The 23,957-nt window shown below is 74.0% G+C and carries 23 protein-coding genes; 8 read left to right on the top strand and 15 right to left on the bottom strand.

Annotation, left to right across the window (positions count from 1 at the left end):
* Window positions 1-2: 2 nt before the first annotated feature.
* The 4 genes from ACGFZN_RS04455 to ACGFZN_RS04440 form a co-directional block, all read right to left on the bottom strand.
* Entirely contained in the window at window positions 3-1,025 is a 1,023-nt protein-coding gene (locus ACGFZN_RS04455; RefSeq protein WP_393856971.1) for an ABC transporter substrate-binding protein, read from the bottom strand.
* Window positions 1,026-1,059: 34 nt separating this feature from the next.
* Complete coding sequence (locus ACGFZN_RS04450) at window positions 1,060-1,797, bottom strand: ABC transporter ATP-binding protein (RefSeq protein ID WP_393856970.1); 738 nt, start codon at window positions 1,795-1,797, stop codon at window positions 1,060-1,062.
* On the bottom strand, window positions 1,770-2,699 hold the full coding sequence (locus ACGFZN_RS04445; protein WP_393856969.1) for an ABC transporter permease: 930 nt from the start codon (window positions 2,697-2,699) through the stop codon (window positions 1,770-1,772). The genes ACGFZN_RS04450 and ACGFZN_RS04445 overlap by 28 nt, the downstream gene beginning before the upstream one ends.
* Window positions 2,700-2,840: 141 nt before the next feature.
* A complete protein-coding gene (locus ACGFZN_RS04440) occupies window positions 2,841-2,924 on the bottom strand; it encodes a putative leader peptide (protein ID WP_360147178.1) in 84 nt (27 codons plus the stop codon).
* Between the two features lie 123 nt (window positions 2,925-3,047).
* Between ACGFZN_RS04440 and ACGFZN_RS04435 the strand changes: the two genes are divergently transcribed.
* Entirely contained in the window at window positions 3,048-3,470 is a 423-nt protein-coding gene (locus tag ACGFZN_RS04435) for a secondary thiamine-phosphate synthase enzyme YjbQ (RefSeq protein ID WP_393856968.1), read from the top strand.
* A gap of 119 nt (window positions 3,471-3,589) precedes the next feature.
* Here the strand turns inward: ACGFZN_RS04435 and ACGFZN_RS04430 are convergent, their stop codons facing one another.
* Together ACGFZN_RS04430 and ACGFZN_RS04425 are read right to left on the bottom strand one after the other, a co-directional pair.
* On the bottom strand, window positions 3,590-4,381 hold the full coding sequence (locus ACGFZN_RS04430) for a response regulator transcription factor (protein WP_393856967.1): 792 nt from the start codon (window positions 4,379-4,381) through the stop codon (window positions 3,590-3,592).
* A 294-nt stretch (window positions 4,382-4,675) separates the two neighbouring features.
* Window positions 4,676-5,050 (bottom strand): DUF5997 family protein, encoded by a 375-nt coding sequence (locus ACGFZN_RS04425; RefSeq protein WP_393856966.1) that lies wholly within the window; start codon window positions 5,048-5,050, stop codon window positions 4,676-4,678.
* Between the two features lie 85 nt (window positions 5,051-5,135).
* Here ACGFZN_RS04425 and ACGFZN_RS04420 point away from each other — a divergent pair, with 85 nt between their 5' ends.
* Complete coding sequence (locus tag ACGFZN_RS04420) at window positions 5,136-5,918, top strand: LysR family substrate-binding domain-containing protein (protein ID WP_393856965.1); 783 nt, start codon at window positions 5,136-5,138, stop codon at window positions 5,916-5,918.
* A 62-nt stretch (window positions 5,919-5,980) separates the two neighbouring features.
* On the opposite strand, the gene ACGFZN_RS04415 is transcribed toward ACGFZN_RS04420, so the two are convergent.
* The 3 genes from ACGFZN_RS04415 to ACGFZN_RS04405 form a co-directional block, all read right to left on the bottom strand.
* On the bottom strand, window positions 5,981-7,432 hold the full coding sequence (locus tag ACGFZN_RS04415) for an MFS transporter (protein WP_393856964.1): 1,452 nt from the start codon (window positions 7,430-7,432) through the stop codon (window positions 5,981-5,983).
* A 91-nt stretch (window positions 7,433-7,523) separates the two neighbouring features.
* Window positions 7,524-8,219, bottom strand: a complete 696-nt coding sequence (locus tag ACGFZN_RS04410) for an HAD family hydrolase (RefSeq protein WP_393856963.1) — start codon at window positions 8,217-8,219, stop codon at window positions 7,524-7,526.
* Between the two features lie 20 nt (window positions 8,220-8,239).
* Window positions 8,240-8,716, bottom strand: coding sequence for an Lrp/AsnC family transcriptional regulator (locus ACGFZN_RS04405; protein ID WP_330341469.1), 477 nt, complete (start codon window positions 8,714-8,716; stop codon window positions 8,240-8,242).
* A 250-nt stretch (window positions 8,717-8,966) separates the two neighbouring features.
* Here ACGFZN_RS04405 and ACGFZN_RS04400 point away from each other — a divergent pair, with 250 nt between their 5' ends.
* Both ACGFZN_RS04400 and ACGFZN_RS04395 read left to right on the top strand, forming a co-directional pair.
* On the top strand, window positions 8,967-10,493 hold the full coding sequence (locus ACGFZN_RS04400; RefSeq protein WP_393856962.1) for an FUSC family protein: 1,527 nt from the start codon (window positions 8,967-8,969) through the stop codon (window positions 10,491-10,493).
* Between the two features lie 180 nt (window positions 10,494-10,673).
* Window positions 10,674-11,711, top strand: coding sequence for a lactonase family protein (locus ACGFZN_RS04395; RefSeq protein WP_393856961.1), 1,038 nt, complete (start codon window positions 10,674-10,676; stop codon window positions 11,709-11,711).
* Between the two features lie 130 nt (window positions 11,712-11,841).
* Here the strand turns inward: ACGFZN_RS04395 and ACGFZN_RS04390 are convergent, their stop codons facing one another.
* The 3 genes from ACGFZN_RS04390 to ACGFZN_RS04380 form a co-directional block, all read right to left on the bottom strand.
* Window positions 11,842-12,768: a sirohydrochlorin chelatase gene (locus ACGFZN_RS04390; RefSeq protein WP_393856960.1), complete on the bottom strand. Its 927-nt coding sequence runs from the start codon at window positions 12,766-12,768 to the stop codon at window positions 11,842-11,844.
* A gap of 265 nt (window positions 12,769-13,033) precedes the next feature.
* The gene (locus ACGFZN_RS04385; protein ID WP_393856959.1) at window positions 13,034-13,711 is read right to left on the bottom strand and encodes a uracil-DNA glycosylase; all 678 of its coding nucleotides are present in this window, start codon (window positions 13,709-13,711) and stop codon (window positions 13,034-13,036) included.
* A gap of 95 nt (window positions 13,712-13,806) precedes the next feature.
* Window positions 13,807-14,883 carry a WD40/YVTN/BNR-like repeat-containing protein gene (locus ACGFZN_RS04380; RefSeq protein ID WP_393856958.1) on the bottom strand — a complete coding sequence of 359 codons (1,077 nt, stop codon included), beginning with the start codon at window positions 14,881-14,883 and terminating at the stop codon, window positions 13,807-13,809.
* 288 nt (window positions 14,884-15,171) lie between these two features.
* Between ACGFZN_RS04380 and ACGFZN_RS04375 the strand changes: the two genes are divergently transcribed.
* Window positions 15,172-15,762: a hypothetical protein gene (locus tag ACGFZN_RS04375; RefSeq protein WP_393856957.1), complete on the top strand. Its 591-nt coding sequence runs from the start codon at window positions 15,172-15,174 to the stop codon at window positions 15,760-15,762.
* Window positions 15,763-15,966: 204 nt separating this feature from the next.
* Here ACGFZN_RS04375 and ACGFZN_RS04370 read toward each other — a convergent pair whose 3' ends face one another.
* Both ACGFZN_RS04370 and ACGFZN_RS04365 read right to left on the bottom strand, forming a co-directional pair.
* Window positions 15,967-17,949: a HEAT repeat domain-containing protein gene (locus ACGFZN_RS04370; RefSeq protein WP_393856956.1), complete on the bottom strand. Its 1,983-nt coding sequence runs from the start codon at window positions 17,947-17,949 to the stop codon at window positions 15,967-15,969.
* A 168-nt stretch (window positions 17,950-18,117) separates the two neighbouring features.
* Entirely contained in the window at window positions 18,118-19,827 is a 1,710-nt protein-coding gene (locus ACGFZN_RS04365) for a DNA alkylation response protein (RefSeq protein WP_393856955.1), read from the bottom strand.
* A gap of 71 nt (window positions 19,828-19,898) precedes the next feature.
* Between ACGFZN_RS04365 and ACGFZN_RS04360 the strand changes: the two genes are divergently transcribed.
* Window positions 19,899-20,663, top strand: coding sequence for a PaaX family transcriptional regulator C-terminal domain-containing protein (locus ACGFZN_RS04360; protein WP_393856954.1), 765 nt, complete (start codon window positions 19,899-19,901; stop codon window positions 20,661-20,663).
* A 92-nt stretch (window positions 20,664-20,755) separates the two neighbouring features.
* Here ACGFZN_RS04360 and ACGFZN_RS04355 read toward each other — a convergent pair whose 3' ends face one another.
* A complete protein-coding gene (locus ACGFZN_RS04355; RefSeq protein ID WP_393856953.1) occupies window positions 20,756-21,553 on the bottom strand; it encodes a pectate lyase in 798 nt (265 codons plus the stop codon).
* A 446-nt stretch (window positions 21,554-21,999) separates the two neighbouring features.
* Here ACGFZN_RS04355 and ACGFZN_RS04350 point away from each other — a divergent pair, with 446 nt between their 5' ends.
* Complete coding sequence (locus tag ACGFZN_RS04350; protein ID WP_393856952.1) at window positions 22,000-23,160, top strand: SGNH/GDSL hydrolase family protein; 1,161 nt, start codon at window positions 22,000-22,002, stop codon at window positions 23,158-23,160.
* A gap of 188 nt (window positions 23,161-23,348) precedes the next feature.
* On the top strand, window positions 23,349-23,954 hold the full coding sequence (locus tag ACGFZN_RS04345) for a hypothetical protein (RefSeq protein ID WP_393856951.1): 606 nt from the start codon (window positions 23,349-23,351) through the stop codon (window positions 23,952-23,954).
* Window positions 23,955-23,957: the final 3 nt, after the last annotated feature.

Raw genomic sequence — 23,957 nt, 5'->3', positions numbered from 1 at the left:
TCTCAGCCCTTGGCCGGGGTCGTCGACGGCGGCAGGCCGCCGTTGTAGCGCGTGTCCACGAAGTCGCCGAAGTCCACCTTCTTCGGGATCAGCTTCAAACCGGCGAAGGCGTCGACGATCTGCTGCTCGGAGGAGACGAGCGGCTTGTCGACGGCGACGGCGACTCGGGTGGAGTTGGTGCGCCGCACGGAGGCGAGCGCCACGTCGTAGGGCAGCCCGGTGTCCTTCGCCCACACCTTGGCCCACGCCTGCTGATGGTCGTCGGCCCAGGCCGTCGCCCGCCGCAGCCGGGCGAGGTAGTCCTTGATGACGGCGGCCTTCTTCGGGTCCTCGAGGGCGGCCGGCGCGGCCACCTGGAAGGTGAGCCCGTTGGTGACGCCCTCACCGGTGGTCAGCACGCGCCCTTGATTCGCCTGGAGGATCTGCGAGGTGTACGGGTCCCACACCGCCCAGGCGTCGACCTTGCCGGAGGTGAACGCGGCGAGCGCGTCGGCCGGCTGGAGGTACTTGACGTGGACGTCGGACAGGCTCAGCCCTGCCGCCTTCAAGGAGGCGACCAGCTGGTAGTGCGCCGACGAACCCTGGGCCACGGCGACGGATCTGCCCTTCAGCTGCGTCGTCCTGGTCAGCCGGGAGCCCTTCGGTACGAGGATCGTGTCACCCCTGGAGGTGCCGTGCCAGGCCGCCACCACGGAGATCTTCGAGCCGGCCCCGGCGGCGAAGACGGGTGGGGTGTTGCCGACGCCGCCGATGTCGACGGCGCCCGCGTTGACGGCCTCCAGCAGGGGCGGGCCGGAGGTGAACGTCGACCACTTGATCTTGTAGTTCAGGTTCTTCAGCTCACCGGCGGCGCGCAGAACGGCCTCCGAACCGCCCTTCTGGTCACCGACGTCGAGCGTGACGGACCCCTTTCCGTCGGTGCCCGAGCCGGTGCCCGTGCCGGTGTCGGCGGCCGAGTTCCCGCCGCAGGCGGAGAGCAGGAGCGTGAGGGGGAGGAGCAGGGCGGCGGGGACGAGTCGTCGCATGGCGGTTCCGTTCATGTGCGGGAGTCCAGGGGGTTCAGGCGGCTTCGGCGGCGGTGCTGACGCCGAGCCGTTCGAGCAGGCCGGCGCGGAGCGCGGCGAAGCGGGGATCGGTGATCTCGCGCGGCCGGTCGAGGTCGATGCGCTGCTCGTGCGCTATACGGCCGCCGTCCATCACCAGGACCCGGTCGGCGAGCAGCACGGCCTCCTCCACGTCGTGCGTGACCAGCAGCACCGCGCAGCCACGGCGCTGCCACACCTCCCCGACCAGTCGCTGCGCCCTGATCCGGGTGAGCGCGTCGAGGGCGCCGAACGGCTCGTCGAGCAGCAGCAGATCGGGTTCGCGCACCAGGGCGCGGGCGAGGGAGGCGCGCTGTGCCTCGCCGCCGGAGAGGGTCTTCGGCCAGGCGTCCCTGCGGTGGCCGAGGCCGACCTCGTCCAACGCCCGCTCGGCGAGGGCGCGTTCCGGCTTGCCGGGCAGACCGAGCAGCACATTGCGCCAGACCTTCTTCCAGGGCATGAGCCGGGGCGCCTGGAAGGCGACGGCCCTGCGGCGCGGGACCAGCGCGGTGCCCTGGATGTCGCGGTCGAGGCCGGCCAGGATGCGCAGCAGCGTCGACTTGCCGCAGCCGCTGCGGCCGAGCAGGGCGACGAACTCGCCCGGGGCGATGTCCAGCCGGAGGTCGTCGATGACGGTACGGCCGTCGAAGGCGCGGGTCAGTCCCTCGACATGGACGGCGTGTTCGGTCACCGGCCGGTGAACGTCGGTCGCCATTGCAGCAGCAGCCTTTCGAGGGAGCGGACGATGAAGTCGGCGAGCAGGCCGAGGAAGGCGTAGACGATCAGGCAGACGACGATCACGTCGGTGCGCAGGAAGTCCCGGGCCTGCACCATCAGGAAGCCGATGCCGGCGTCGGCGTTGACCTGCTCGGCGAAGACCAGTGCGAGCCAGGCGATGCCGAGCGAGTAGCGCAGTCCGGTGAGCGCGCCGGGCAGCGCGCCCGGCAGCACGACGTGCCGTATCAGACCCCAGCGGGAGAGCCCCAACGACTCGCCGGCCTCGATGAGTTGGGCGTCGACCCCGCGGATCCCGGCGTACACGTTGAGATAGAGCGGGAAGGTCACACCGAGCGTGATGATGGCGATCTTCGGGGCCTCGCCGATGCCGAACCAGATGATGAACAGCGGGATGAGACCGACGAACGGCACCGTCCGCAGCATCTGCACCGGCGCGTCCACCAGGTCCTCGCCGATCCGGAACAGCCCCGAGACCAGGGCGAGTCCGGTGCCGGTCACGGTCCCGAACAGCAGCCCGAACGCCACGCGCCGCAGCGAGGTCCCCATCGCCGACGGCAGCGAACCGTCGCTGACCAGATCCCAGCCGACCTGGGCGATCCGGCCCGGCGAGGCGAGCACGTCGGCGGTCAGGACGCCGGTGGCGCTGAGGAGTTGCCACAGGGCGAGGAGCAGGAGGGGGCCCGCGGTACGGCGCAGCCAGCGGGGGACGCCCAGGCGCCGGGTGGAGGCGGGGACGACGGGCTGGAGACGGAGGGAAGTGGCGTCGAGGGGCCGCACGGCGGAGGCGCCGTCGGATCGCTCTGAACCGGTGTCGCCAGACTTGGATATACCGGAAATATCCGGTTCGGGAGTGCTGGGTGGGGCATGGCTGATGCTCATGGCTGCTCCACGGAGGGGAGAACGGTACGGGGATGCGGGATCCGGCTCGCACGCCGGCCCGAGTCACGTCATGCCCGCCTCAGCGGGCAGGCCGGGACAAGGGGTGGGGCACCGGAGCCCGAAGAGGAGAGGGGAAAGGCGTCAGCGGCCGCTGCGACACGCGGCGGAGGCCACCCGCAGCAGGTCGATGTGACCGCGCGTGGTGAGCAGGGCTGAACGCAACATGCGGCAGAAAGTAGCCAGATGGCCCTGTCAGGGTCAACGGCGTCTCGTCTTGTGGACCGCCCGTCTCGCCGAACTGCACGCGCCGCAGGGTGTGAAACCCGGCGTATGGGTCAGGATGGGGGCATGCCAGAAGCCTTCACCACTCGATTGCTGCACGTCACCACCGGTTCCCGGGAACGCGTGGTGGATCTCACCACCTACTGCGAGGAGTTCCTGCGTGAGGCGGCGGCCGGCCGCGACGGTCTGCTCAGCATCTTCGTCCCGCACGCCACGGCCGGCATCGCCCTCATCGAGACGGGCGCCGGCAGCGACGACGACCTCCTCGCCGCCCTGCACACCCTGCTTCCCGCCGACGACCGCTGGCAGCACCGCCACGGCAGCCCCGGCCACGGCCGCGACCACGTCCTCCCGGCCATCGTCCCGCCCCACGCGACCCTCCCGGTGATCGGCGGCCGCCTGGAGCTGGGCACCTGGCAGTCGGTCTGCCTGGTCGACACCAACAAGGACAACCCCGACCGCAAGGTACGGCTGAGCTTCCTGGGTTGACCGGGTTCGCGCCGGTGCGGTCCCGGCTGCCTGTCGGATGCGGCCGGCCGATGCGACGGGGGTCTTGGTACGGCCGGGTCGGGGCCGCTCGCCGTGCCGAGGGCCGGCCGGGACGAGGCTCACGGTGCCCCGGACGACGGCACCAGGCCCAGCTGCTGGGCCCTCAGCACGGTGCCCAGACGGTCGCGGGTGCCCAGCTTGCGGTAGATGTTCTCGACGTGCTTGTGCACGGTGCGGATGGAGATGCCGAGGCGGCGCCCGATCGCGTCGGCGGTGAGCGCCTCGCTGAGCAGCAGCAGGACGGTCGTCTCACGGGGCGTCAGCGCGCAGTCCGCCGCCCGCTCGTCCGGCGCGGCGCCCCGGCCGAGCCGGCGCCGCCACTCCTGAAGCAGTTGCCGCTGCCGCTCGACGGCGGCCAGCAGCGGCTGCGCGCGCTGCGCCATCGCGAGATGGTCGTCGGTGAAGTCCGTGCCGGTGCGATAGACCAGGCATCCGGTGATCGGCGTGGTGCTCTCGGGGAGCGGCACGCCCAGCACATGGTCGACGCCGAGGGCCGTGTCCAGCAGCCGTGCCGTCGCGCTGTCCGGCCAGCCGCGTCCCGCGGTCCGCCGTGCGGTGACCGGCGTCCGGTCGGTGCTTCTCGCGTAGTGCTGGGCCAACGGGTAGCCCGCGCGCAGCAGGGCCAGGTCCGCTTCCCCGAGCCGCTCCAGCTCGGCGGCGACGGCGCCGGGCGCCGCACCGATCGTGCCCGTGTCCTCGCTCCAGTCGTCGAGTTTGTGGAGCACCGCCTCACCGCCGCACAGGTCCGCCAGGGCACCGGCGAGCATCGGCCACAGACGCGCGGGCTCCCGCTCGTGCAGCGCCGCCACCGCGACCGCCGTCATCCGTTCGTAAGCCCTCTCCAGCGCCACCTGTTCCTCTCCGGCTCTCTCGCGGCGGCCCTTCTTGCGCGTCCGCGTACGTACTTGTACGCATACTCTCGCGGCCCCCGGCCGGTGCACACTGCAACCCGACGGCACCGGCCCGCGGCGGACGGGAGTCCGGCGGGCCGCCGACGCGGGGGAGCGGCGGCCCGCCCGGTGCCGTAACCGTCAACCTTGCCCCCTCCCGATTGCGCGACCGGAACAGCAGGGCAGGCCACCGACAACGCCCTCCGGGTAGCCGGAGGGCGTAGGGGGAAACGATCCTTGAGGGGCGGGGGATGATCAGCTGCGGCGAGCGGCGCGCTCCTGCTTCTCCTTGTTCCGCTGCTTGATCCGCGCGGCCTCCTTGCGGACCTCGGCCTGGGTGGCGCGCTCCCTGACCAGCCACTCGGGCTGCTCCTGCTTCAGCTCCTCGATCTGCCCGGTGGTCAGCGGCTCGGTCACGCCGCCCCGCGCGAGGCCGGCGATCGACACGCCGAGCTTCGCGGCGACCACCGGACGCGGGTGGGGGCCGTTGCGCCGCAGTTCGCTCAGCCACTCCGGCGGGTTCGCCTGCAGTTCGTGCAGCTCGGCGCGTGTGACGCCGCCCTCCTGGAACGACGCGGGGGTGGCGGGGAGGTACACACCCAGCTTCTTCGCCGCGGTCGCGGGCTTCATCGTCTGGGTGCTCTGCTGCGAACTTATGAACCCTAAGGTATCGGCCGCGTGCGGGGCGGCCGACCACGGCCGGTAACCTGGCCTGGTGACAGGCTCGGAGGAATCACCGTCCTTCCGGCTCGCGTACGTACCCGGAGTGACGCCCGCCAAATGGGTGAGGATCTGGAACGAGCGCCTGCCGGACATACCGCTCACTCTCGTCCAGGTGCCCGCCGCCGAGGCACCGGGCGTGCTGCGGGCCGGGGAGGCGGACGCGGGCCTCGTACGGCTCCCCGTGGACCGTACGTTCTTCAGCGCGATCCCCCTGTACACCGAGACCACGGTGGTCGTCGTCCCCAAGGACCACCTGATCACGGCCGCGGACGAGGTGACCCTGGCCGACCTCGCCGACGAGGTGCTCTTCCATCCCCTGGACGACGTCTTCGACTGGGACGCCCCGCCCGGCGAGCCCGCCTTCGAACGCCCCGCGACGACACCGGACGCGATCGAGCTGGTGGCCGCGAACGTCGGCCTGCTGGTCGTCCCGCAGTCCCTGGCCCGCCTCTACCACCGCAGGGACCTCACCTACCGTCCGGTCACCGACGCCCCCCAGTCCGGCGTCGCCCTGTCCTGGCCGGAGCACGCCACCACCGACCTGGTGGAGGACTTCATCGGCATCGTCCGCGGCCGCACCGTCAACAGCACCCGGGGCCGTACCCAGCCGGCGGCCGAGCAGAAGCAGAAGCGTTCCGAACCGAAGGACGCCCGGCAGAAGCCGGCGCCGAAGAACGCGGGCCGCACCCCGCGCGCGCGTGCGGCCGGTGGCGGCACGCGCGGCGCGGGGTCCAAGCAGGCCCCCAAGCGGGGCAAGCCCCGCCGCAGGTCCTGAGGGCCCGGCGACATCCCTGAGGCCGGGCCCCGCCGGATCGCGCGCCCAGTGCAGGCAGCCCCCTACACGCTCTCCCGCGCCGGCTCCAGCTGCGGGCGGACCCGGCGTTCCCGCAGATCGGCGTAGGCCAGGGACAGGGCCAGCAGGATGATGGCGACGGACGTGAGCAGGCCGTACTGGAGCGCAGTGGCGGGGGCGCCGTGGTGGCCGAGGTGGGCGAAGTACACCGAGCCCACCACGGCGACGCCGGCCGCGGACCCGATGCGCTGGGCGGTCTGGAGCACGCCGCCCGCGGCGCCGCCGCGCCGGACCGGCACGAGGGACAGGGTGAGCGTGGTGTTGGGGGAGATGGTCAGTCCCGAGCCGATCCCGGCGACGAGCAGGGGAAGCGCGGCCGCCCAGGCCACGCCGCGTCCCGGCACCCAGTGCACGGCCGCGACGGCGCCGAGCATGCCGGCCGTCACCGTGCACAGCCCGGCGATGACCAGCCTGCGCCCGAAGCGCACCACCAGCCGGCCGCCGGCCGCCGCACCGAGCGCCGAGCCCGCCGCGAACGGCATGGACGACAGGCCCGCCGCGAGCGCCCCGTAGCCGAGGCCGTTCTGCAGGAACAGCGTGTAGACGAAGAACAGCGTGGTGAAGCCGCCGAAGTACACGAGGCTCAGCAGGGCGCCCAGCGAGAAGGAGCGCAGCTGGAAGAGCCGCAGATCGATCAGGGGAGCCCGTTCGCGGCGCACCTGGCGCCGCTCCCACGCCCAGAACGCGGCCAGCAGCCCGGCGCCGGCCGGAAGCAGGGCCCACTTCAGCCGGCCGTGCCACTGCTGTTCCTGCACCAGTGGCAGCATCAGGGCGAGCACGCCCGAGCCGAGGAGCAGCACGCCCGGCACGTCGAAGCACTCGCGTCTGCCCGGCGAGCCGGGGGAGCGGGGCAGCAGCCGCAGTCCCGCGCAGAACACGGCGGCCCCGAGGGGCAGGTTGACGTAGAACACCCAGCGCCAGGCCTCCGGTCCGCCGGCCGCCTCGATCAGCAGGCCGCCCGCCAGCGGGCCGACCGCCGTGGAGATGCCGATGGTGCTGCCCATCAGCCCGAACGCGCGGGCTCGCTCCGGGCCCTGGAACATCTGCTGGATCAGCGCCGACGTCTGCGGCGCGATCAGTCCCGCCGACGCCCCCTGCACCAGCCGGAACAGCACCAGCCAGCCCGCGCCGGTGGACAGCCCGCAGGCCGCCGAGGCGAGCGTGAACAGCGCGAGCCCGGTCAGGAACGTCCGGCGCCGCCCGCGCATGTCGCCGAGCCGCCCGGCCGGAACCAGGGACAGACCGAGGGTGAGGGCGTATCCGGACATCACCCACGACAGCTCGGCCGTGCTGGCGCCCAGTCCGCGCTGCACCGAGGGCAGCGCCACGTTCACGATCGACGTGTCCAGCAAGGTCATGAAGGCCGCGGTCAGACAGACGGCGAGCGCCTGCCACCGCCGGTCGTGCGGGGCCGGTCCGGCCCGGTCTGTGGTCATGGGATCACGCTAGGCAGCCACCGCGCCCGGCGCACCGCAGGAGCATCCCTGGCGTGAACGACGGCCCGCGGCCGCATGCGTGGGCGTGCGGTCAGCGGGACCGCGCGGTGGCCCGGAGCCAGGCGTACGCCGACTGGGCCGTGAACTCCGCCTGGCCGCCGCGCAGCAGCAGCGTCGCCGTGGCGAACTCGGGCGCGCCGGCCTGGGCGGCCACGTACGGGATCGCGATGCAGCGCATGCCGGCCGCGTGGGCTGCGGCCGCGCCCGGTGCCGCGTCCTCCAGCACCACGCAGTCCGCGGGGTCCGCGCCGAGTCGCCGGGCCGCCTCCAGCAGCACGTCGGGCGCGGGTTTGCCGTGCGGCACCTCCTCCGCGGACACCACCGTGGGCAGATACGCCCCGAGGCCCGTTCCCTCGAGGATCGCCTCGATCGCCTCGGGCGAGGAGCCCGACGCGACCGCCATGGGCACGCCGTCGGCCGCCAGGAGTTCCACGAGCTTGCGCATCTCCGGGTAGACCGGTGTGCGGACGCGGGCCAGTTCCAGATAGCGCCGGTTCAGCTCGGCGAGCAGGTCCTCGGCGGACACGGCCAGCCCGTAGCGTTCCTTCCAGAGCCGTGTCGCGTCCTGGTTGCCGATGCCGACGTAGGCCTCGTTGTCCGCCCAGGTGAAGTCCGGGACACCGTGCCCGGCCAGGGTCTGCCGGCTCGCCTCGTAGTAGTTGGGTTCGCTGTCCACCAGCGTGCCGTCGAGATCGAAGATGACCGAGAGGGCGCCGAGGTCGCTCATGCGGTCCAGGATGCCCGCCGTCAGGCGCGGGCCGCGCGGCCGATGGACTCCACCAGGGGCAGCAGCCGGTGCGGGACGCGCTCGCGCAGCGCCACCTCCGTGCGGGTGCGCACCACGCCCGGCAGGCTGATCAGCTTCTGGATGACGTCCTCCAGATGGGCGTTGTCCCGCCCCACCACCCGGGCGAGCAGGTCTCCGCCGCCCGTGATCGAGAACGCCTCCACGATCTCCGGTACGGCGGCCAGCGCGTCCCCGACGTCGTCCAGATGGCCCTGGGTGACCTCGATGTGCACGAACGCCAGCACCGGATGGCCGAGCGCCGCGGGGGAGAGGGTGGGACCGGTGCCGGTGATGACGCCGTCCCGTTCCATGCGGTCCAGCCGGGCCTGGAGCGTGCCGCGGGCGACGCCCAGGATGCGGGCGTACTCGCGCACGCTGGTGCGCGGCTGTTCCAGGAGCAGCCGCAGGATGCGGGTGTCGAGTTCGTCCACGGCCATGATGGACGACTGTACCAATGGCTCAGCACGCCCACGGGTGGCTGTGCCGCCCGACCTGGTCCGTTGGCCTTCCGGTGACCCCGATGATGCCCCTTGTGAATGGGCCAATGGACCAGCGATTCCGGGTTCACTTGAGCCAGTGACCCCGGTGATGCTCTCATGGACACGTCGATGGCGCTGCGGAACCCCGCGGCGCCTTTTGTGTGCGACGTACCCCGTCGTTCCACGTCGTTTCCAGGGGAGGGCATCAGTGCTGAAGAGGATGTTCGTGGCTCCGGACCCGGGGCGGGCGCGGCTGCGCTTCGCCGCGCGGGCCGTCCTCGGCATCGGCCTGGCGGTCGTCGTCTGCTACCTCGCCGGGCACTCCCTCGTCGGCGCGGTGACCGGTGGGCTCGCCGCGCTGCTCGCCCTGTTCACCGTCACCGACGCGTCCGTGCGCGGGCAGGCCGTCACCACGGCGCTGCTGCCCGTCGTGGGCCTGCCCGTGCTCGCCGCCGCGGCCGAGCTGCACACCCTGCCCGTCGTGCGTGACCTCGTCTTCCTGGCCGTCGTCGGCGCCGGGGTGTACGCGCGCCGCTGGGGCCCGCGCGGGCACAGCCTCGGCGTGTTCGCCTTCATGACCTTCTTCATGGCCCAGTTCGTGCACGCCACTCCCGCCCAGCTGCCCGAGCTGTACGCCGCCGTCGTGCTGTCCGTGCTCAGCGCCGCCGCGGTGCGCTTCGGCGTGTGGTGCTACGAGCGCCGGCTGCCCCCGGCCGTCATACCGTCCCCCACTCCCGGCTTCGTTCGGGCGGGGAAACGCCCCTCGCCCGCCGGGCGCCCGCTCGCCCGGGTGACCACGCGGCAGGCCGTCCAGGCGACCGCCGGCGCGGGCTTCGCGCTGGTCGTCGGCGAGCTGGTGTCCGGACAGCGCTGGTACTGGGCCGTGGGCGCCACATGGTGGATCTTCGTCAACACCACCTCGCGCGGCGAGACCCTGGTGCGCGGCTTCCGCCGGGTCCTCGGCACCGTGATCGGCATCGGCCTGGGCTTCCTCGTCGCCCTCCCGCTGGGCGGCGCACCGGTCCCGACCGCCCTCCTGATCGCCGTCGCCGTCTTCGGCATCTTCTACACGGCTGCCGTCTCCTACACCTGGATGATGCTCTGCGTGACGCTGCTCGCCGAACTGCTCTACGGCCTGTTCGGCGTCCTGAGCCCCGGCCTGCTCGGGCTGCGGCTCGCCGAGACCGGCGTGGGCGCGCTCGGCGCCGCGCTCGCCGTGCTGCTGGTGCTGCCGGTCACCACGCACGCCGTCACGGACGCCTGGATCGGGCGCGCCCTGCGCTGTGTGCACGCCTGCACGGCCGAGGCCGCCGCCCGGCTCGCGGGCTCCACCACGGCCGACCCGGCGCCCCGCGTCGCCGAACTGGAGCAGCTGCTCGGCCGGGTCCGGCTCGCCGTGGCCCCGCTGGTGCACCCGCTGAACCCGATGCCGGCCCGCAAGCGGCGCGCCCGCCGGGTCCTCGCCCTCCTCGACGACTGCGCCCGCGAGGTCCGCGGCCTGGTCGCGGTCGCCGCCGACCCCGTGGCCTCCCACGACGCCCGGCTTGCGGCGGCCTGCTGGCGCGTCGAGGCCGCCGTCGAGGCGCTGACCGAGGGCCGCCCGGACGCCCTCGGCAGCCCCGCCGAACCGCCGGCCGAGCCCGCACTGGTCCACCTGCACGGCCTCGAGCGGGCCCTCGCCGACCTGGCCGAGCCCCTGCGCGCGTCCGCGGGCTCGCCGCTGGTGGGGGCCTGAGCCGGTCCGGTGCGGGATCGCTCGGAAGGGATGGTCCGGGGCGGCCTCCTGGTGTGACACCGGGCCGTGCGCGGGCCCGCGGGCAAAGAACTCCGGCCACGCCAGGCCCTCTTGGTCTAGACCGTCCGTGATCGGCTGCTACCGTCGGCCCCGGACGGCCTCGACCGAGAGGGGACAGCGGTGGCACAGCACGGCAGGCCCGGCGGACGCCGGGCGTTCATCGGCTCGTTCACGGCGGCGGGCGGTCCCGGCCTGGTCACCGCGCAGGTCGCCCCCGAGGGCGGCGCGCTCCTCCTCGGCACCGCGGTGAACGACCTGCCCGACCCGTCCTACCTGGTCCTGTCGCCGGACGGACGGACGCTCTACGCGGTCAGCGAGACGGCGGAGGGCACCGTCGCCGCCTACCGGGTCGACGGCGACCGGCCGGAACTCGCCGGGCCACCCGTGCCGGTCGACGGCAGCGGACCCACCCACCTCTGCCTCTACGCCGGTCATGTGCTGACCGCCAACTACGGCTGCGGCAGCGTCACCGCCGTGCCCGTGCGCCCGGACGGTTCGCTCGCCGCCAAGCCGTCCGGGCGGCTCCAGCACACCGGATCCGGCCCGCACGACCGGCGCCAGCGCGGCCCGCACGCCCACCAGGTGCAGCCCGATCCCAGCGGCCGGTGGGCCGTCAGCGTCGACCTAGGAACGGACTCGGTACGCGTCTGCACCCTCGCGGACGGCGCCCCCAGCGTGCACCGCGAGGTCGCCGTGCGCCCCGGCTCCGGCCCCCGCCATCTGGCCTTCCACCCGGGCGGCTCCCTGGCCTACGTCGTCAACGAACTCACCCCCACCGTCACCGTGTGCCGCTGGGACGCCGAGGACGGCGCCCTGCGGCCGCTGGCGGAGGTCTCCGTGCTGCCCGCGGCACCCGCCGGCGACGCGTATCCGTCCGGGATCGTGGTCTCCCCCGACGGCCGCTTCGTGTGGACCGCGACGCGCGGCGAGGACGTCCTGTCGGTCCTCGCCGTCGAAGGCGAGACGCTCCGGCTGATCGGCACCGTGACCTGCGGCGGGCACTGGCCGCGCGCACTCGCCGAACACGACGGCTTCCTCTACGCGGCCAACGAACGCTCCGGGGACGTGACCTGGTTCGCCGTGGACCGGGCGACGGGGCTGCCCCGCTACGAAGGCTCGGTGCCCGTCACCGCGGCCTCCTGCGTCGTCTTCGGCTGAGCGCCGCGGCCCAGCACAACCGTCTCCTCCCCGGCCGGCTCACGGTGGATTCGCCGGGCAGGGCGAAGGGCCCGCTCCGGGTGGGGAGCGGGCCCTGGGTCGTACGGGGTGCCGGTGGTGCGGGTGCGGGTCAGCGGACCGGCATGCCCTGCGCCTGCTGCGGGGTGATGCCCAGCGCCGTCGTGTACTTGGCGAGGGCGAGCTTGCCGATCGCCGGGTACGCGCCGAGCGGCTCGGCGGTGGAGCAGCCCGCCTCCTCGGCGGCCGCGGCGAGCAGCGCGGGGTCGATCTCCGGACCGATCAGGTACGGCGCCAGCGCCAGCTGCTGCGAGCCCGCGGAACGCAGCTGCTCGGCGACGGAGGAGATCGAGCCCTCCTGGTCCAGGGCCGCCGCCATCACCGGCACGGCCAGGCGCGCGGCGAGCAGCATGCCGGTGATCCCGGCCGCCTGCACCGCCTCCTCGCCGCCCACGGACGCCAGGACGATGCCGTCCGCCGCGGTGGCCACGGTGAACAGGCGCGCGCGGTCGGCCCGGGCGAGGCCCGCCTCGGACAGCCGCACGTGCAGGGCCTCGGCGAGCAGCGGGTGCGGGCCGAGGACGTCGGTCAGCTCGGCGGCGACCCGGCTGTCCATCACGGACTGGCGGATCTGCCGCAGCAGGGCGCTGTCCGGACCGGCCAGCAGCGGGACCACGACGGCGACCGGGCCGTCGGGTTCCTTGACCCCTTCGACCCCGGCGGCGACGGCCTGCTCGTAACGGGCCGTGCGCTCCTCGGCCGCGCCCACGAGCACGGACCGGAGCGAGGGGTACTCGCTGTCGTCCCCGTCCAGGTAGCCGATCCGGGCGTCCAGACCGGGCAGCTCGGAGCGGGCGATGCTCACGACCTCCTCGGCGAGGGCGCGCGTGGCGGCGCTGGGCGCACCGGGCACCGCGAGGGCGAGCGCGGGCGCACCCTCGGGAGCCACCAGCGGTTCCGGTCGGCGGTGCCGTCCGGGCTGGCGGGGTCGCGGCATTCGTACAGGCAGGCCGGACGCGGGCCCAGTGGGGGTGCTCATGGCGCCGCATGTTACTGGCTTACCGGGCTACTCCGTTCGGGGAGGGTGCAGGTGAGCGGTATCCGTCCGGTTTTGTCTGATGAGGTGCGCGACCGTGACACGTGTTGCGGGCATGTGCCGGGAACATGCACCGACAAAGCCATGAGATGGGAGAACAATCCGCTTTTACGGCGATCTCGCATGCCCGGTGCCGGTGCCGGTGCCGGGCCGGAGCGCGGAGACCACCGGGCGGGCTCATCCGGCAGGGTGGGCCGCCCGGGGGCGGTTACGGCAGCCGCCAGTCCACCGGTTGCCCGCCCTGCTGGATCAGCAGGTCGTTGGCGCGGCTGAACGGGCGCGAGCCGAAGAAGCCGCGGTCGGCCGACATCGGCGACGGGTGCGCCGACTCCACCGCGGGCAGCCGGCCCAGCAGCGGACGCAGATTCCGGGCGTCCCGGCCCCACAGGATGGACACCAGCGGTTTGCCACGTGCCGCCAGGGCCCGGATCGCCTGCTCGGTGACCTCCTCCCAGCCCTTGCCGCGGTGGGCGCCGGGGCTGCGCGGAGCCGTGGTCAGCGCCCTGTTGAGCAGCAGCACCCCCTGCTCGGTCCACGGCGTGAGATCGCCGGTGGACGGCTGGGGCACCCCCAGGTCGGCGGTCAGCTCCCGGAAGATGTTGATGAGGCTGGGCGGCAGCGGGCGGACGTCGGGCGCCACCGAGAACGACAGACCGACCGCGTGCCCCGGCGTCGGATACGGGTCCTGACCGACGATCAGGACCCGTACGTCGTCGAAGGGTTGCTGGAAGGCCCGCAGGACGTTCGGTCCGGCCGGGAGGTAGGTGCGTCCCGCGGCGATCTCGGCGCGCAGGAAGTCGCCCATGCCGGCGATCCGGTCCGCTACGGGTTCGAGGGCCTTCGCCCAGCCCGCTTCGACGATTTCATGCAAGGGTCGTGGAGCCACGGCCGTCACCCTACTGCCGTACCCGGCCCGGTGATCAACCGATGGCCGAAGCCCGGCCCGGACGCCCCGGCCCCGCGCGCCTGTCCGCGCCTGTCTCAGCCGATCACCGCCGCCCGCACGCACAGCACGTCCGGCAGATGCGCGGCCAGCTGCTGCCAGCTGTCGCCGTCGTCGGCCGAGGCGAACACCTCGCCGTTGCGGTTGCCGAAGTACACGCCCGCCGGATCGGCGTCGTCGGTGCACAGGGCGTCCCGCAGCACCGTGCCGTAGTGATCCTCCTCCGGCAGGCCCTTGGACAGCGGCTCCCAGGTCCGGCCCGCGTCCGCTGTGCGGAAGACCCGGCAGCGGTGCTCGGCGGGCACCCGGTCCGCGTCGGCGTTGATCGGGAAGACGTACGCCGTGCCGCCCCGGCGCGGATGGGCGGCCACCGCGAAGCCGAACGTGGACGGCAGATCCGCGCCGATGTCCGTCCAGTGCGCGCCCGCGTCGTCGCTGCGGTACACCCCCCAGTGGTTCTGCAGGTAGAGCCGGTCGGGGTCGGCCGCGTCCCGGGCGACCTTGTGGACGCACTGGCCGAACTCCGGGTCCGGATCCGGCAGGAACACCGCGGACACACCGGAGTTGGACGGGGACCAGCTCGCGCCGCCGTCGGTGGTGCGGAACACCCCGGCCGTCGAGACGGCGACGGTCACCGCTCTCGGGTCGCGCGCGTCGGTGAGCACGGTGTGGAGTCCCTCACCGCCGCCGCCGGGCACCCAACGGGAGCGGGTCGGATGCTCCCACAGCGGCCGCACCAGCTCGAAGCTCTCCGAGCGGTACAGCGCCGCCGGTTCGGTGCCCGCGTACACCACGCCGGGCTCGGCGGCGGCCGGGTGCAGCTGCCAGACGCGCTCCAGGGAGGCGCCGGTGTCCTTGGGGAACTTGACGGCCGGCTGCGGCGGTTCGGTCCAGGTGCGGCCGAGGTCGTCGGAGTGGAAGACCGACGGTCCCCAGTGCGCGCTGTCGCCGCCCGCCAGCAGCCGCGGCCGGTCCTCGCGGGTGTCGATCGCGACCGAGTACACCGCCTGCGCGTTGAAGTAGGGGCTGTCGTCGAACTCCCAGGCTCCGCCGCCCCTGCGCCGCCCGATGAACAGGCCCTTGCGGGTGCCCACTGCCAGCAGTACCTCGGTCATGCCGATCACCTCCGGGACGCCTTCGTCCAGGTAGTCGTGAGACAGGTAGTCGTCGGTTGTCGGCCAGTCTGCACCCCGCCACTGACAGTCACCCCTGGATCGTGTGTTGCCGCAGGTCACAGCGGTGTTGTCGACGGCCGGGGAAGATCGGCGGCGGTGCGTTGGGGCATGCGCCTGCGCGAGAGGGCACGCTCGTGCGACCGTCGGGGGGACGGCTCGTCGTGAGCAGCGGAGCGGTCTCCCGCGTATGGGAGGGCGGTCCGGCCGGTCGGTGCGCTCGTGAGGAGGATGCCTTTGAAGGCGTTCCGTGGTCCGAAGGTGTGGCTGTGGCGCTGGCGGCGCAATCCGCTCAAACGCCGGGCCGACGTGGTGGAGGCCTGGGTGGTGCTCGGCGCCTGGCTGCTGACCGTCCTGGCCGGGCTCGCGGCCGGCCTCGCCGCGGACGAGTCGGTGGAGAGCGGACTCGCGCGGGAGCGGACGGACTGGCGCCCCGTCGTGGCGCACGTCGTGGAGCGGGTCCCGGGAAGCACCCCCATGCGCAGCCACGCCTCCTCCGGTGAACGGGTCTGGGCCCGGGTGCGCTGGACCGTGCCCGACGGCTCCGCCCACACCGGCCAGGTCCGGGTGGAGCCCGGCAGCAGGCCCGGCACTCCGGTCACCGTCTGGACCGACCAGCACGGCCGTCTCGTCGGCCGCCCCACCTCCGCCTCCGAGGCCACCTTCCGTGGCGTCCTGATCGGCTGCCTGGTGGGCGTGAGCGCGGCGGCCGTCCCCTTCGCCGGCGGCCTCGCCCTGCGCGGCCGCCTGGAACGCCGCCGCATGCGTGCCTGGGACACCGAGTGGGCGCGGCTCGGTCCGCAGTGGGGGCGGATGGTCTGACCACGCCTGGCAGGCCTGTTCGACCACCCCTGGGCACGCCTGGTCTGATCACGCCTGAGCGCGCCTGGTCCGACCACGCCTGGGCGCGCCGCCGAGGACGGCACCCCCGTCGGTGCCGGCCCACGTCCACGGCGGTGAGGGCGAGGGCACCGGTCCTGTCGTGGCGCAGGCCGCGCGGCACGGGACCGGGTACCCGGGACCCCCCTACACCGCCGCCAGTAGCGCCCGGCACGCGCTCAGCAGGTCCTCGTCCTCCGCTATGCCCTGGCCGCCGCCCGCGCCCGGCTGCGCCGAATGGCGGCGTGGGGCGGCGAGTTCGGCCTCCGCCAGGGGCCGTAACGGTGTGGCGGCCGGGCCCATCCCGATGAGGCAGCGGGCGATGCGGCGGCGGGTGCGCGGGTCCTCCCGCCAGGCGTCCCGGAAGACGGGCAGCACCGGCTCGGGATCGGCGTCGATGATCCAGAGCGCGCACGCGGCCGCCACCCGCTCCCGCGCGGGCCGCGACCCGTCCGCCGCGCGGCGCAGCGCGGGCAGGGCGGGTCGCGCGGCCGGACCCAGGCGGGCGAGCCGCGAGGCGGCCAGCGGCCGGCTGTCCGGGTCGCCCCGGCTCAGTTCCCGCAGCAGCACGGGGAGTACGGCCGTGGCGTCCCGCTGCGCCGACCACAGGGCGCCGGCCGCCGCGGCGGCGTGCCGGGTGTGCAGAAGGGCCCGCAGGACCGGTACGGCCTGTGCGGTGGCGCCCAGCGCCTCCAGCGCCGCGATGGCCTCGCCCGCGAAGGCGTCCCGCGGCCCCGGTCCGCCGGGCGCGTCCGACAGCAGCCGCAGTACCTCCGGGACGGCGTCCCGGTCCCCGACGGCGGCGACCGCCGTGAGCAGGGGGCCGGCGAGCCGGGCTGCGGTCGCGGAGGCCGGCGGGATCCGGGCGAGCCGCTGCCGCAGCACGGGGGCGAGCGGGGCCGCTTCGGCGCCCAGGTGCGTCAGTTCGCCCCCCAGGTCCACCGGGGCGGCCGGGCCGGCCAAGAGGTGGGCCAGGGCGGGGACCGCGCGCCGGTCGCCGCTTCTGACCAGTGCCTTGAGCGGGCCTCCCAGGGTGGGGGAGCCGCGCTCGACACGGTGCGTCCACAGGTCGGGCCGGGCCCGCACCAGGGCGTGCAGGTCGTCGGCGGCGGGTGCGGCCAGGGCGAACAGTCCCGACAGGACGGTGACCGCGGCGTCCCGCAACCAGTCCTCCTCGGCGCCCAGTTGGGCGCCGAGCAGCCGGACCGTGCCGCTGTGGTCGCCGCGCCAGCCGCGTAGCAGCGCCGCCGCCAGCCACACGCCGTGGCACCGGTCCATCGGGTCGGGGCTGGTCAGCTGGCCGCCGAGGAGCGCGCCGCGGTCGGCGACGCGGTCGCCCAGTGCGGTGTGCAGGGTGCGCAGCAGCCGGGCGCCCTCCTCGTCGGACGGGCGCAGCCGCCGTATGCGCCCGACCAGGGAGTCGGTGGCCGGCTCGCAGGTGCGGGCGCGGTGCGCGGAGCGCTCCCGCAGCAGCCGGACGGTTGTCGGCACCAGACCGGCGGGCAGCCGGGCGGGTGCGACGAGGGCGAGCTGGCCGAGCGCCGCGAGGCGCAGCCCCGGTGCGTACGGCGGCGCGCTGTGCTCGGCCAGCAGGTCCACCGCGGCGTCGGCGTGCGCGGGGTACCGGTGGGCGAACAGGGCCAGCGCCTCGGTGAGAGCGAGCAGGACCCGGTCGTCCCGCTCGGCCCGCAGCCGCTGCCGTAACAGGTCGAGGACGGGCTCGGGCCCGGTCACGAAGTGCACCAGGGCCCCGGCGGCCGCCCGGCGCACCACCGGATCCGGGTCCCCGGCCAGCCGGACGAACACCTCGCCGCCCGCACACACCGCCTCCCGCGCCCGCCCGTCCCCGTCCGCGCTGTGCGCGCCGATGCCCACCAGCAGTTCCACGATGCCGCCCCGGTCCGGCACCTCCGCGCGGGCCACGAGCGAGAGCAAAAACGGCACGCACGCGAGCGTCGAGTCGTACACCCGCCCCTGGTGGTGCAGCGCGCCGTACATCCCGTCGAGCGCGGTCGCCCGCTCGACGGTGTCCGCGGAGGCCAGTGCCCGTAACCATCCGGGCACGTCCTGCGCGCTGCCGTACCGGTGCCGCAGCGAGGCCCAGTCGACCTCGTCGATCCCCGTGAACACGTTGTCCTCCCCAGACGAGTGCCACCTGATCGCGAGTGTGCACCACGGCACTGACAACGGTCCGGAGCCGCACACTGACTGTGTGCGATCCGTCGGCTGTCACCGGCCAGGCCGGCAGCGGCCCGCCCGCGCCGGCCGGCAGGAGGACGAACGCCCGCGGGAGGGGGGTCAGTTCAGGCCGGGCAGGGCGCGCTCCAGGATCGGGCCGAGGTCCGTGCCGGCGGGCAGCGTGCCGAACGCGTGCCCCCAGTCGCCGCCCAGCCGGCTCGCGCAGAAGGCGTCCGCCACCGGGTGCGGGGCGTGCCGGACCAGCAGGGAGCCCTGGAGGGCGAGCGCCATGCGCTCCACCAGCCGCCGGGCACCCACCTGGTCCGTTTCGGCCAACTGGTCCTTGAGCGCGGCCACCGCCGCGTCCAGGCGGGCGTCCCCTCCGCGCGCGAGGGCGAGTTCGGCGAACAGGGCCTCGGCGGTGTCCGGTTCGCGACCGAGGGCGCGCAGCACGTCGAGCGCGTTGACGTTGCCCGAGCCCTCCCAGATCGACAGCAGCGGCGCCTCCCGGTAGTGCCGCGGCATGCCGGACTCCTCCACGTAGCCGTTGCCGCCCAGGCACTCCAGCGCCTCCGCGGTGAACGCCGGACCCCGCTTGGTGACCCAGTACTTGCCGACGGCGGTGGCGATCCGCCGGAAGGCCCGCTCCCCGGCGTCCCCGCGCACCGCGCGGTCGGCCGCGCCGGCCAGCCGCAGGGTGAGCGTCGTCGCCGCCTCCGACTCCAGCGCCAGGTCGGCCAGGACGTTGCGCATCAGCGGCTGCTCGATCAGCCGGGCGCCGAACGCGCTGCGGTGCCGGGCGTGGTGCCCTGCCTCCACGAGTGTCTTGCGCATCAGGGTCGCCGAGGACATCACACAGTCCAGCCGGGTGCAGTTGACCATCTCGATGATGGTCTTCACCCCCCGCCCCTCCGGTCCCACCAGCCAGGCCACGGTGTGGTCGAACTCCGGCTCCGAGGAGGCGTTGGAACGGTTGCCGAGCTTGTCCTTCAACCGCTGGATGCGGAAGGTGTTGCGGCTGCCGTCGGGCAGCACGCGCGGCACCAGGAAGCACGACAGTCCGCCCGGGGCCTGCGCGAGCACCAGGAAGACGTCGCACATCGGCGCCGACGTGAACCACTTGTGCCCGCGCAGCGTGTACACACCGGGTTCCCCGGTGGGCGTGGCGGCCGTCGTGTTCGTCCGGACGTCCGAACCGCCCTGCTTCTCGGTCATGCCCATCCCCGCGAGCAGCCCCGGCTTCTCGGCCGGCACGCGCAGCGCGGGATCGTACTCCCGGCTGGTCAGCAGCGGTTCGTAGACCTTGGCCAGGTCCGGCTGGGCGCGCAGCGCGGGTACGGCGGCGTACGTCATCGACGTCGGGCAGCCGTGACCGGCCTCGGTGTGCCCCCACACCAGTCCGCCCGCCGTGCGGGCCACATGGGCGCCGGGCCGCTCGTCCGCCCAGGGGGCGCCGGCCAGGCCCTCGGCGACCGCCGTGCGCATCAGGTGGTGCCAGCTGGGGTGGAACTCGACCTCGTCCACGCGGTGGCCGTAGCGGTCGTGGGTGCGCAGGACCGGCTCGTGCCGGTTCGCCAGCTCGCCCCACTCCTGCGCCTCTGCGCTGCCGGCGCGCGCCCCCAGCCGCCGGATGTCCTCCTCCGCCCATCCGGCGCCCTCCCGGCGCAGCCCCTCCAGCAGGGCCGGGTCGTCCGAGGCGTCGTACGGCGCCAGGGGCGGGGCCTGGTTGGTGACGTCGTGCGTGCCGTACGGCTGCTCGGGCTGCGCCCCCGAGGGCGACGGCGACGGCGACGCTGACTGTGACTGTGACTGCACGGAAATCGAGACCATGGCACCATGTTGCATCTTCGCTGCGGCCGTAGCAATACTGCAACAAGGAGGCGCACGTACAGTACGTGTCCATGCGCATGAACGACTCTTCCGAGCCGGCGCAGGCATCCCGCCAGGCACCCGAGCACCCGGACCTGCGGCCGCTGTCCGCGCGGTCGGTCGTGTTGAGCCTGCTGCTCGGCACGCACCCGGCCGAGATGCCGGTGAAGAACCTGGTCCGGATGGTGGAGCCCTTCGGCGTCGGCGGCTCGACGCTGCGGGCCGCGCTGAGCCGGATGGTGACCGCCGGGGACCTGCACCGCACCGACACCGGCTACCGGCTCAGCGACCGGCTGCTCGCCCGCCAGCGGCGCCAGGACGAGGCACTGTGCCCCGGCACGCGCGCGTGGGACGGCGACTGGGAGATGGTGGTGATCACGGTGACCGGGCGCGGCCCCGCCGAACGCGCCGAACTGCGCGCCCGGCTGACGGCCCTCCGGCTGGCCGAACTCCGCGAGGGCGTCTGGCTGCGCCCGGCCAACCTCGACCGCGCCCTGCCGGACACGCTGACCAAGGTCGCCCGGACGTACACCGCGCGCCCCGACGAGCCCCCGCACGACCTGGCCGCCCGGCTCTGGCCGCTGGACGCCTGGGCGGCCACCGCGCGGACCCTCCTCGGCCGCACCGAGGCCGCCCGCACCCCCGCGGATCGCCTCACCGCGTACGCCGCAGCCGTACGCCACCTGCTCACCGACCCCGTGCTGCCGCCCGGACTCCTGCCCGCCGACTGGCCCGGAGAGGCCCTGCGCACCGCCTACACCGGCTATCAGCGGGAGCTGACCGCGTCCGTCGCATGACCGCATCGGCACGTCGCACGACCGCCCCGGCGCCCGTGGAGACAGGGCGGCGGAGCCCGGGGCTGCCGGCGGCGGCCCCGGGCGTGCGGGGCCTACTTGTACGTGATGTCGGAGCTGGAGTACTTGCAGTAAGTCCCGTCAGGACCCGAGCCGTTGGTGGTCGGCTCCTTGCCCGTGTTGTTGCCGATGTACTTCTGGCACGGGACGATCTTCCGGCTGGAGTCGCCGACGACGGTGATGTTCCGCAGCGTCGCGCTGTCGCCGTAGTTGGTGTTGATGCCGACGAGCGCGGTGCCCTTGTAGGTCGCCTCGATGGTGTTCAGGTTGATCGTGCGCCGGTACTGCGTCTTGCAGTTGCCGCACGAGCGGACCAGCTTGCCGAAGTTCTGGACGGCGAAGTCCGACACGTTCAGGGTGCCGGCGCCGTTGAACTGGAACACCTTGTCGCTCGCCTCCTTCGCGCCGCCGCCGGAGACGGTGTATACGTTGGACGACGAGGAGCCCTTGAAGGTCGCCGCGTCCTCGCCGACGTCCTCCCACCACACGTTCTGCAGCGTGCAGCTGCCCTCGCAGTGGATACCGTCGGCGGCGGGGGCGCCGATGATGACGTTCTTCAGGACGGCGCCGGGCGCCAGGTCCAGGATCGGGTCCTGGTCCTCGCTCTGGCCGCCGGTGCCCAGGTCGCCGCTGCCGTACAGCCGCTTCATCCCGTAGTCCTTGGTGCCGGACAGCGAGATGGTCTTGGTCACCGCCTGGCTGCCGTTGGCGGACGGCCAGGCGGCCGCGCCGGCTGGGCTGCTGCTTGCCATGATCATGCCAAGCGTGAGACCGAGGGCGGCCAGTCCGCCCAGTAAGGCGCGTTCGGCGGGTGCGGATGCTCGTGAAGTCATGTCCCGGATGCCTTCCTTCGAGTGGTGGGGGGTTGCTCTTCGGGCTCGCCCATGTGAACGGCGTACGTGTCGTGGAACGCCTTTCGCGCATGAGGTGCAGACCAAGCCGGAGAGCCGGATGTCTTGGTCACGCTGATGAACGGACCGTAGGCGGTAAGCGCTTTCTGGTCAACGGGTGCGGCGGGAACTCCCGTGGGATGCGCGCGGCGGCGGAAGAGTGCTGTGGGAGCGCTTCCATGATGAGCGTGTCCATGCCACGATGTCGGCCGTGAAGCAGCCCCCGCCGCCCACCAGGGCCTCCCTCGTCACCGTCCTCAGCGTCTGCGTCCTCGTCCTCGCCGTCGTCGTCGCGGGCTCGGCGCTCACCGCACTCCTCGACCGGCCCGGCACCGCCGCAACCCGGCCGGGACAGGGCCGGCGTCCACTGGGTGGACTCATGGACCGGCATGCCCCAGCTCACCGAGCCGGGCAACCTGCCGCCCGCGCCGTACACCGGGGACACGTCGGTGCTCGTCGACACCACCCTGCGGCAGACCGTGCGGGTCACCGCCGGAGGCCACCGCATCCGGCTGCGCTTCTCCAACGCCTACGGCGACACCCCGCTGCCGCTCACCGCCGTGACCGTCGCGCTGCCCCTGGGCGGGAAGGCCGGGGCGAGCGCGGTCGAGCCGGGGACCCTGCGCAGGGTCACCTTCTCCGGCCGTGCCTTCGCGACCGTGCCCGTCGGCGCCGAGATCGTCTCCGACGACCTCGCCTTCGACCTGCGCCCGGGAGCCGAGCTGACGGTGACGGCGTACACCGCGCGCGGCCAGGCGTCGCTCGCGCTCACCTCCCACCCCGGCTCGCGCACCACGTCGTACCTCGTGCACGGCGACCACACGGACGATCCCGACCTCACGGGTGCGACCGCCGTCGACCACTGGTACCTGCTCAGCGACGTCGAGGTGGCGGCGCCCTCCCGGACCCGCGCGGTGGCCGTCGTCGGCGACTCGCTCACCGACGGGCGCGGCTCCACGACCAACGGCAACGACCGCTGGCCCGACCAGTTCTTCGACCGCCTGCGCAGCCGCGCGGACAGCGCGGACATCGCCGTCCTCAACCAGGCCGCCGGCGGCAACCGCGTCCTCAACGACGGGCTCGGCCCCAACGTCCTGGCCCGCCTCGACCGCGACGTCCTCTCCCGCAGCGGGGTCGCCTGGCTGATCCTGTTCGAGGGCGTCAACGACATCGGCACCGCCGAGGCCACGCCCGAGGCCCAGCACACCGTCACCGACGACCTGATCGCCGCCTACCGGCAGATCGTCGTGCGCGCGCACGCCCAGGGCATCCGGGTCTACGCCGCCACCCTCACGCCGTTCGGCGGCAACACGATGTACGACGACCCGGCGGGGGAGCGGGAGGCCTCCCGGCAGCGTGTCAACGCCTGGATCCGCACTCCCGGCCACTTCGACGCGGTGATCGACTTCGACCGCGCGGTCCGCGACCCCTCGGCGCCGGACCGGCTGCAGGCCGCCCTCCAGGCCGGGGACTGGCTGCATCTCGACCCCGAGGGGTACCGGGTCCTCGCGGCGGCGGTGCCCGAGGGGCTGTTCCGGGGCGGTAGCTGAGCGATCGCTGAGGGATCGTGGGCGCGGACCCGTACGGGTGGTGGCCGGTGACCGTGCGGTGCGGGTGGCGCGGAGGCGGTGCGGGGGGTTCCCTTGGAGTGGGAGGTCCGCGGGCTGAAACCGGGGATGACCTGCGCGATGGCGGGCACTCGGTGGGGCACGCGAGGAGATCTCACCCGAGGAGAGTCATGGCTGAGCAGAAGTCGTCGTCGGCCCTCACGGCGCCCCTGCGCGGCGCGGCCTCGGTCCTGCGCAGGGTGCCCGGCGCCGGAACGGTGGGCAGGGCGGCGGAGGGAACCCTGGACAAGATCGGCGCGGTCTCGCCGCGCGGCCGCCGCATCGCGGTGTACGCGGGGGCCGGAGTGCTCGGAGCGGCGGGCGTGGTGGAGTGGCCCGTGGCCCTGACCGGCGCGGCCGTGGCCTGGCTCACCCAGCCCCGGCCCGCACAGCCGCCGACCGGCGGGACCGAGGCCGGTCAGCAGCCGGAGGCCGCCCACGACCTCGGCACCGCGGCCCTGAGGTCGGGCCACGGCGGCGCGGGGACGGAGACGGCTGCCGGCACCGCCGGTGGAAGCCGCACGTCCGGAACCGCGGGCGGCGCCAGGGCACGCGGGGGCGGCCATAGGCCCGCGAGCAGCGGGGCAGCGGGTACGGCCGCGCCGTCCTCGGGCGGCACCGCCGACGCTTCTGGAAGTACGACCGCCGGAGCCGCGCGCCCGGCCGAGACCTCGGCCGGCAAGCCGTCCAGCGGGCCGCTCGGTCCGACGGCACGGCCCGACCGCACCACGCTCTGAGGA

This window comes from Streptomyces sp. NPDC048192 (assembly GCF_043202415.1).
In the GTDB taxonomy this organism is placed as follows: Bacteria; Actinomycetota; Actinomycetes; order Streptomycetales; family Streptomycetaceae; genus Streptomyces.
The sequence above is the reverse complement of the archived record's forward strand: the minus strand, read 5'-3'. Positions and strand labels throughout refer to the sequence as shown.

Coding starts and splice junctions, on each gene's coding strand:
- ACGFZN_RS04455 (WP_393856971.1), bottom strand. CDS start 1,025: ATGCGACGACTCGTCCCCGCCGCCCTGCTCCTCCCCCTCACGCTCCTG.
- ACGFZN_RS04450 (WP_393856970.1), bottom strand. CDS start 1,797: ATGGCGACCGACGTTCACCGGCCGGTGACCGAACACGCCGTCCATGTC.
- ACGFZN_RS04445 (WP_393856969.1), bottom strand. CDS start 2,699: ATGAGCATCAGCCATGCCCCACCCAGCACTCCCGAACCGGATATTTCC.
- ACGFZN_RS04440 (WP_360147178.1), bottom strand. CDS start 2,924: ATGTTGCGTTCAGCCCTGCTCACCACGCGCGGTCACATCGACCTGCTG.
- ACGFZN_RS04435 (WP_393856968.1), top strand. CDS start 3,048: ATGCCAGAAGCCTTCACCACTCGATTGCTGCACGTCACCACCGGTTCC.
- ACGFZN_RS04425 (WP_393856966.1), bottom strand. CDS start 5,050: ATGAAGCCCGCGACCGCGGCGAAGAAGCTGGGTGTGTACCTCCCCGCC.
- ACGFZN_RS04415 (WP_393856964.1), bottom strand. CDS start 7,432: ATGACCACAGACCGGGCCGGACCGGCCCCGCACGACCGGCGGTGGCAG.
- ACGFZN_RS04410 (WP_393856963.1), bottom strand. CDS start 8,219: ATGAGCGACCTCGGCGCCCTCTCGGTCATCTTCGATCTCGACGGCACG.
- ACGFZN_RS04405 (WP_330341469.1), bottom strand. CDS start 8,716: ATGGCCGTGGACGAACTCGACACCCGCATCCTGCGGCTGCTCCTGGAA.
- ACGFZN_RS04390 (WP_393856960.1), bottom strand. CDS start 12,768: ATGAGCACCCCCACTGGGCCCGCGTCCGGCCTGCCTGTACGAATGCCG.
- ACGFZN_RS04380 (WP_393856958.1), bottom strand. CDS start 14,883: ATGACCGAGGTACTGCTGGCAGTGGGCACCCGCAAGGGCCTGTTCATC.
- ACGFZN_RS04375 (WP_393856957.1), top strand. CDS start 15,172: ATGCCTTTGAAGGCGTTCCGTGGTCCGAAGGTGTGGCTGTGGCGCTGG.
- ACGFZN_RS04365 (WP_393856955.1), bottom strand. CDS start 19,827: ATGGTCTCGATTTCCGTGCAGTCACAGTCACAGTCAGCGTCGCCGTCG.
- ACGFZN_RS04360 (WP_393856954.1), top strand. CDS start 19,899: ATGCGCATGAACGACTCTTCCGAGCCGGCGCAGGCATCCCGCCAGGCA.
- ACGFZN_RS04355 (WP_393856953.1), bottom strand. CDS start 21,553: ATGACTTCACGAGCATCCGCACCCGCCGAACGCGCCTTACTGGGCGGA.
- ACGFZN_RS04350 (WP_393856952.1), top strand. CDS start 22,000: ATGCCCCAGCTCACCGAGCCGGGCAACCTGCCGCCCGCGCCGTACACC.
- ACGFZN_RS04345 (WP_393856951.1), top strand. CDS start 23,349: ATGGCTGAGCAGAAGTCGTCGTCGGCCCTCACGGCGCCCCTGCGCGGC.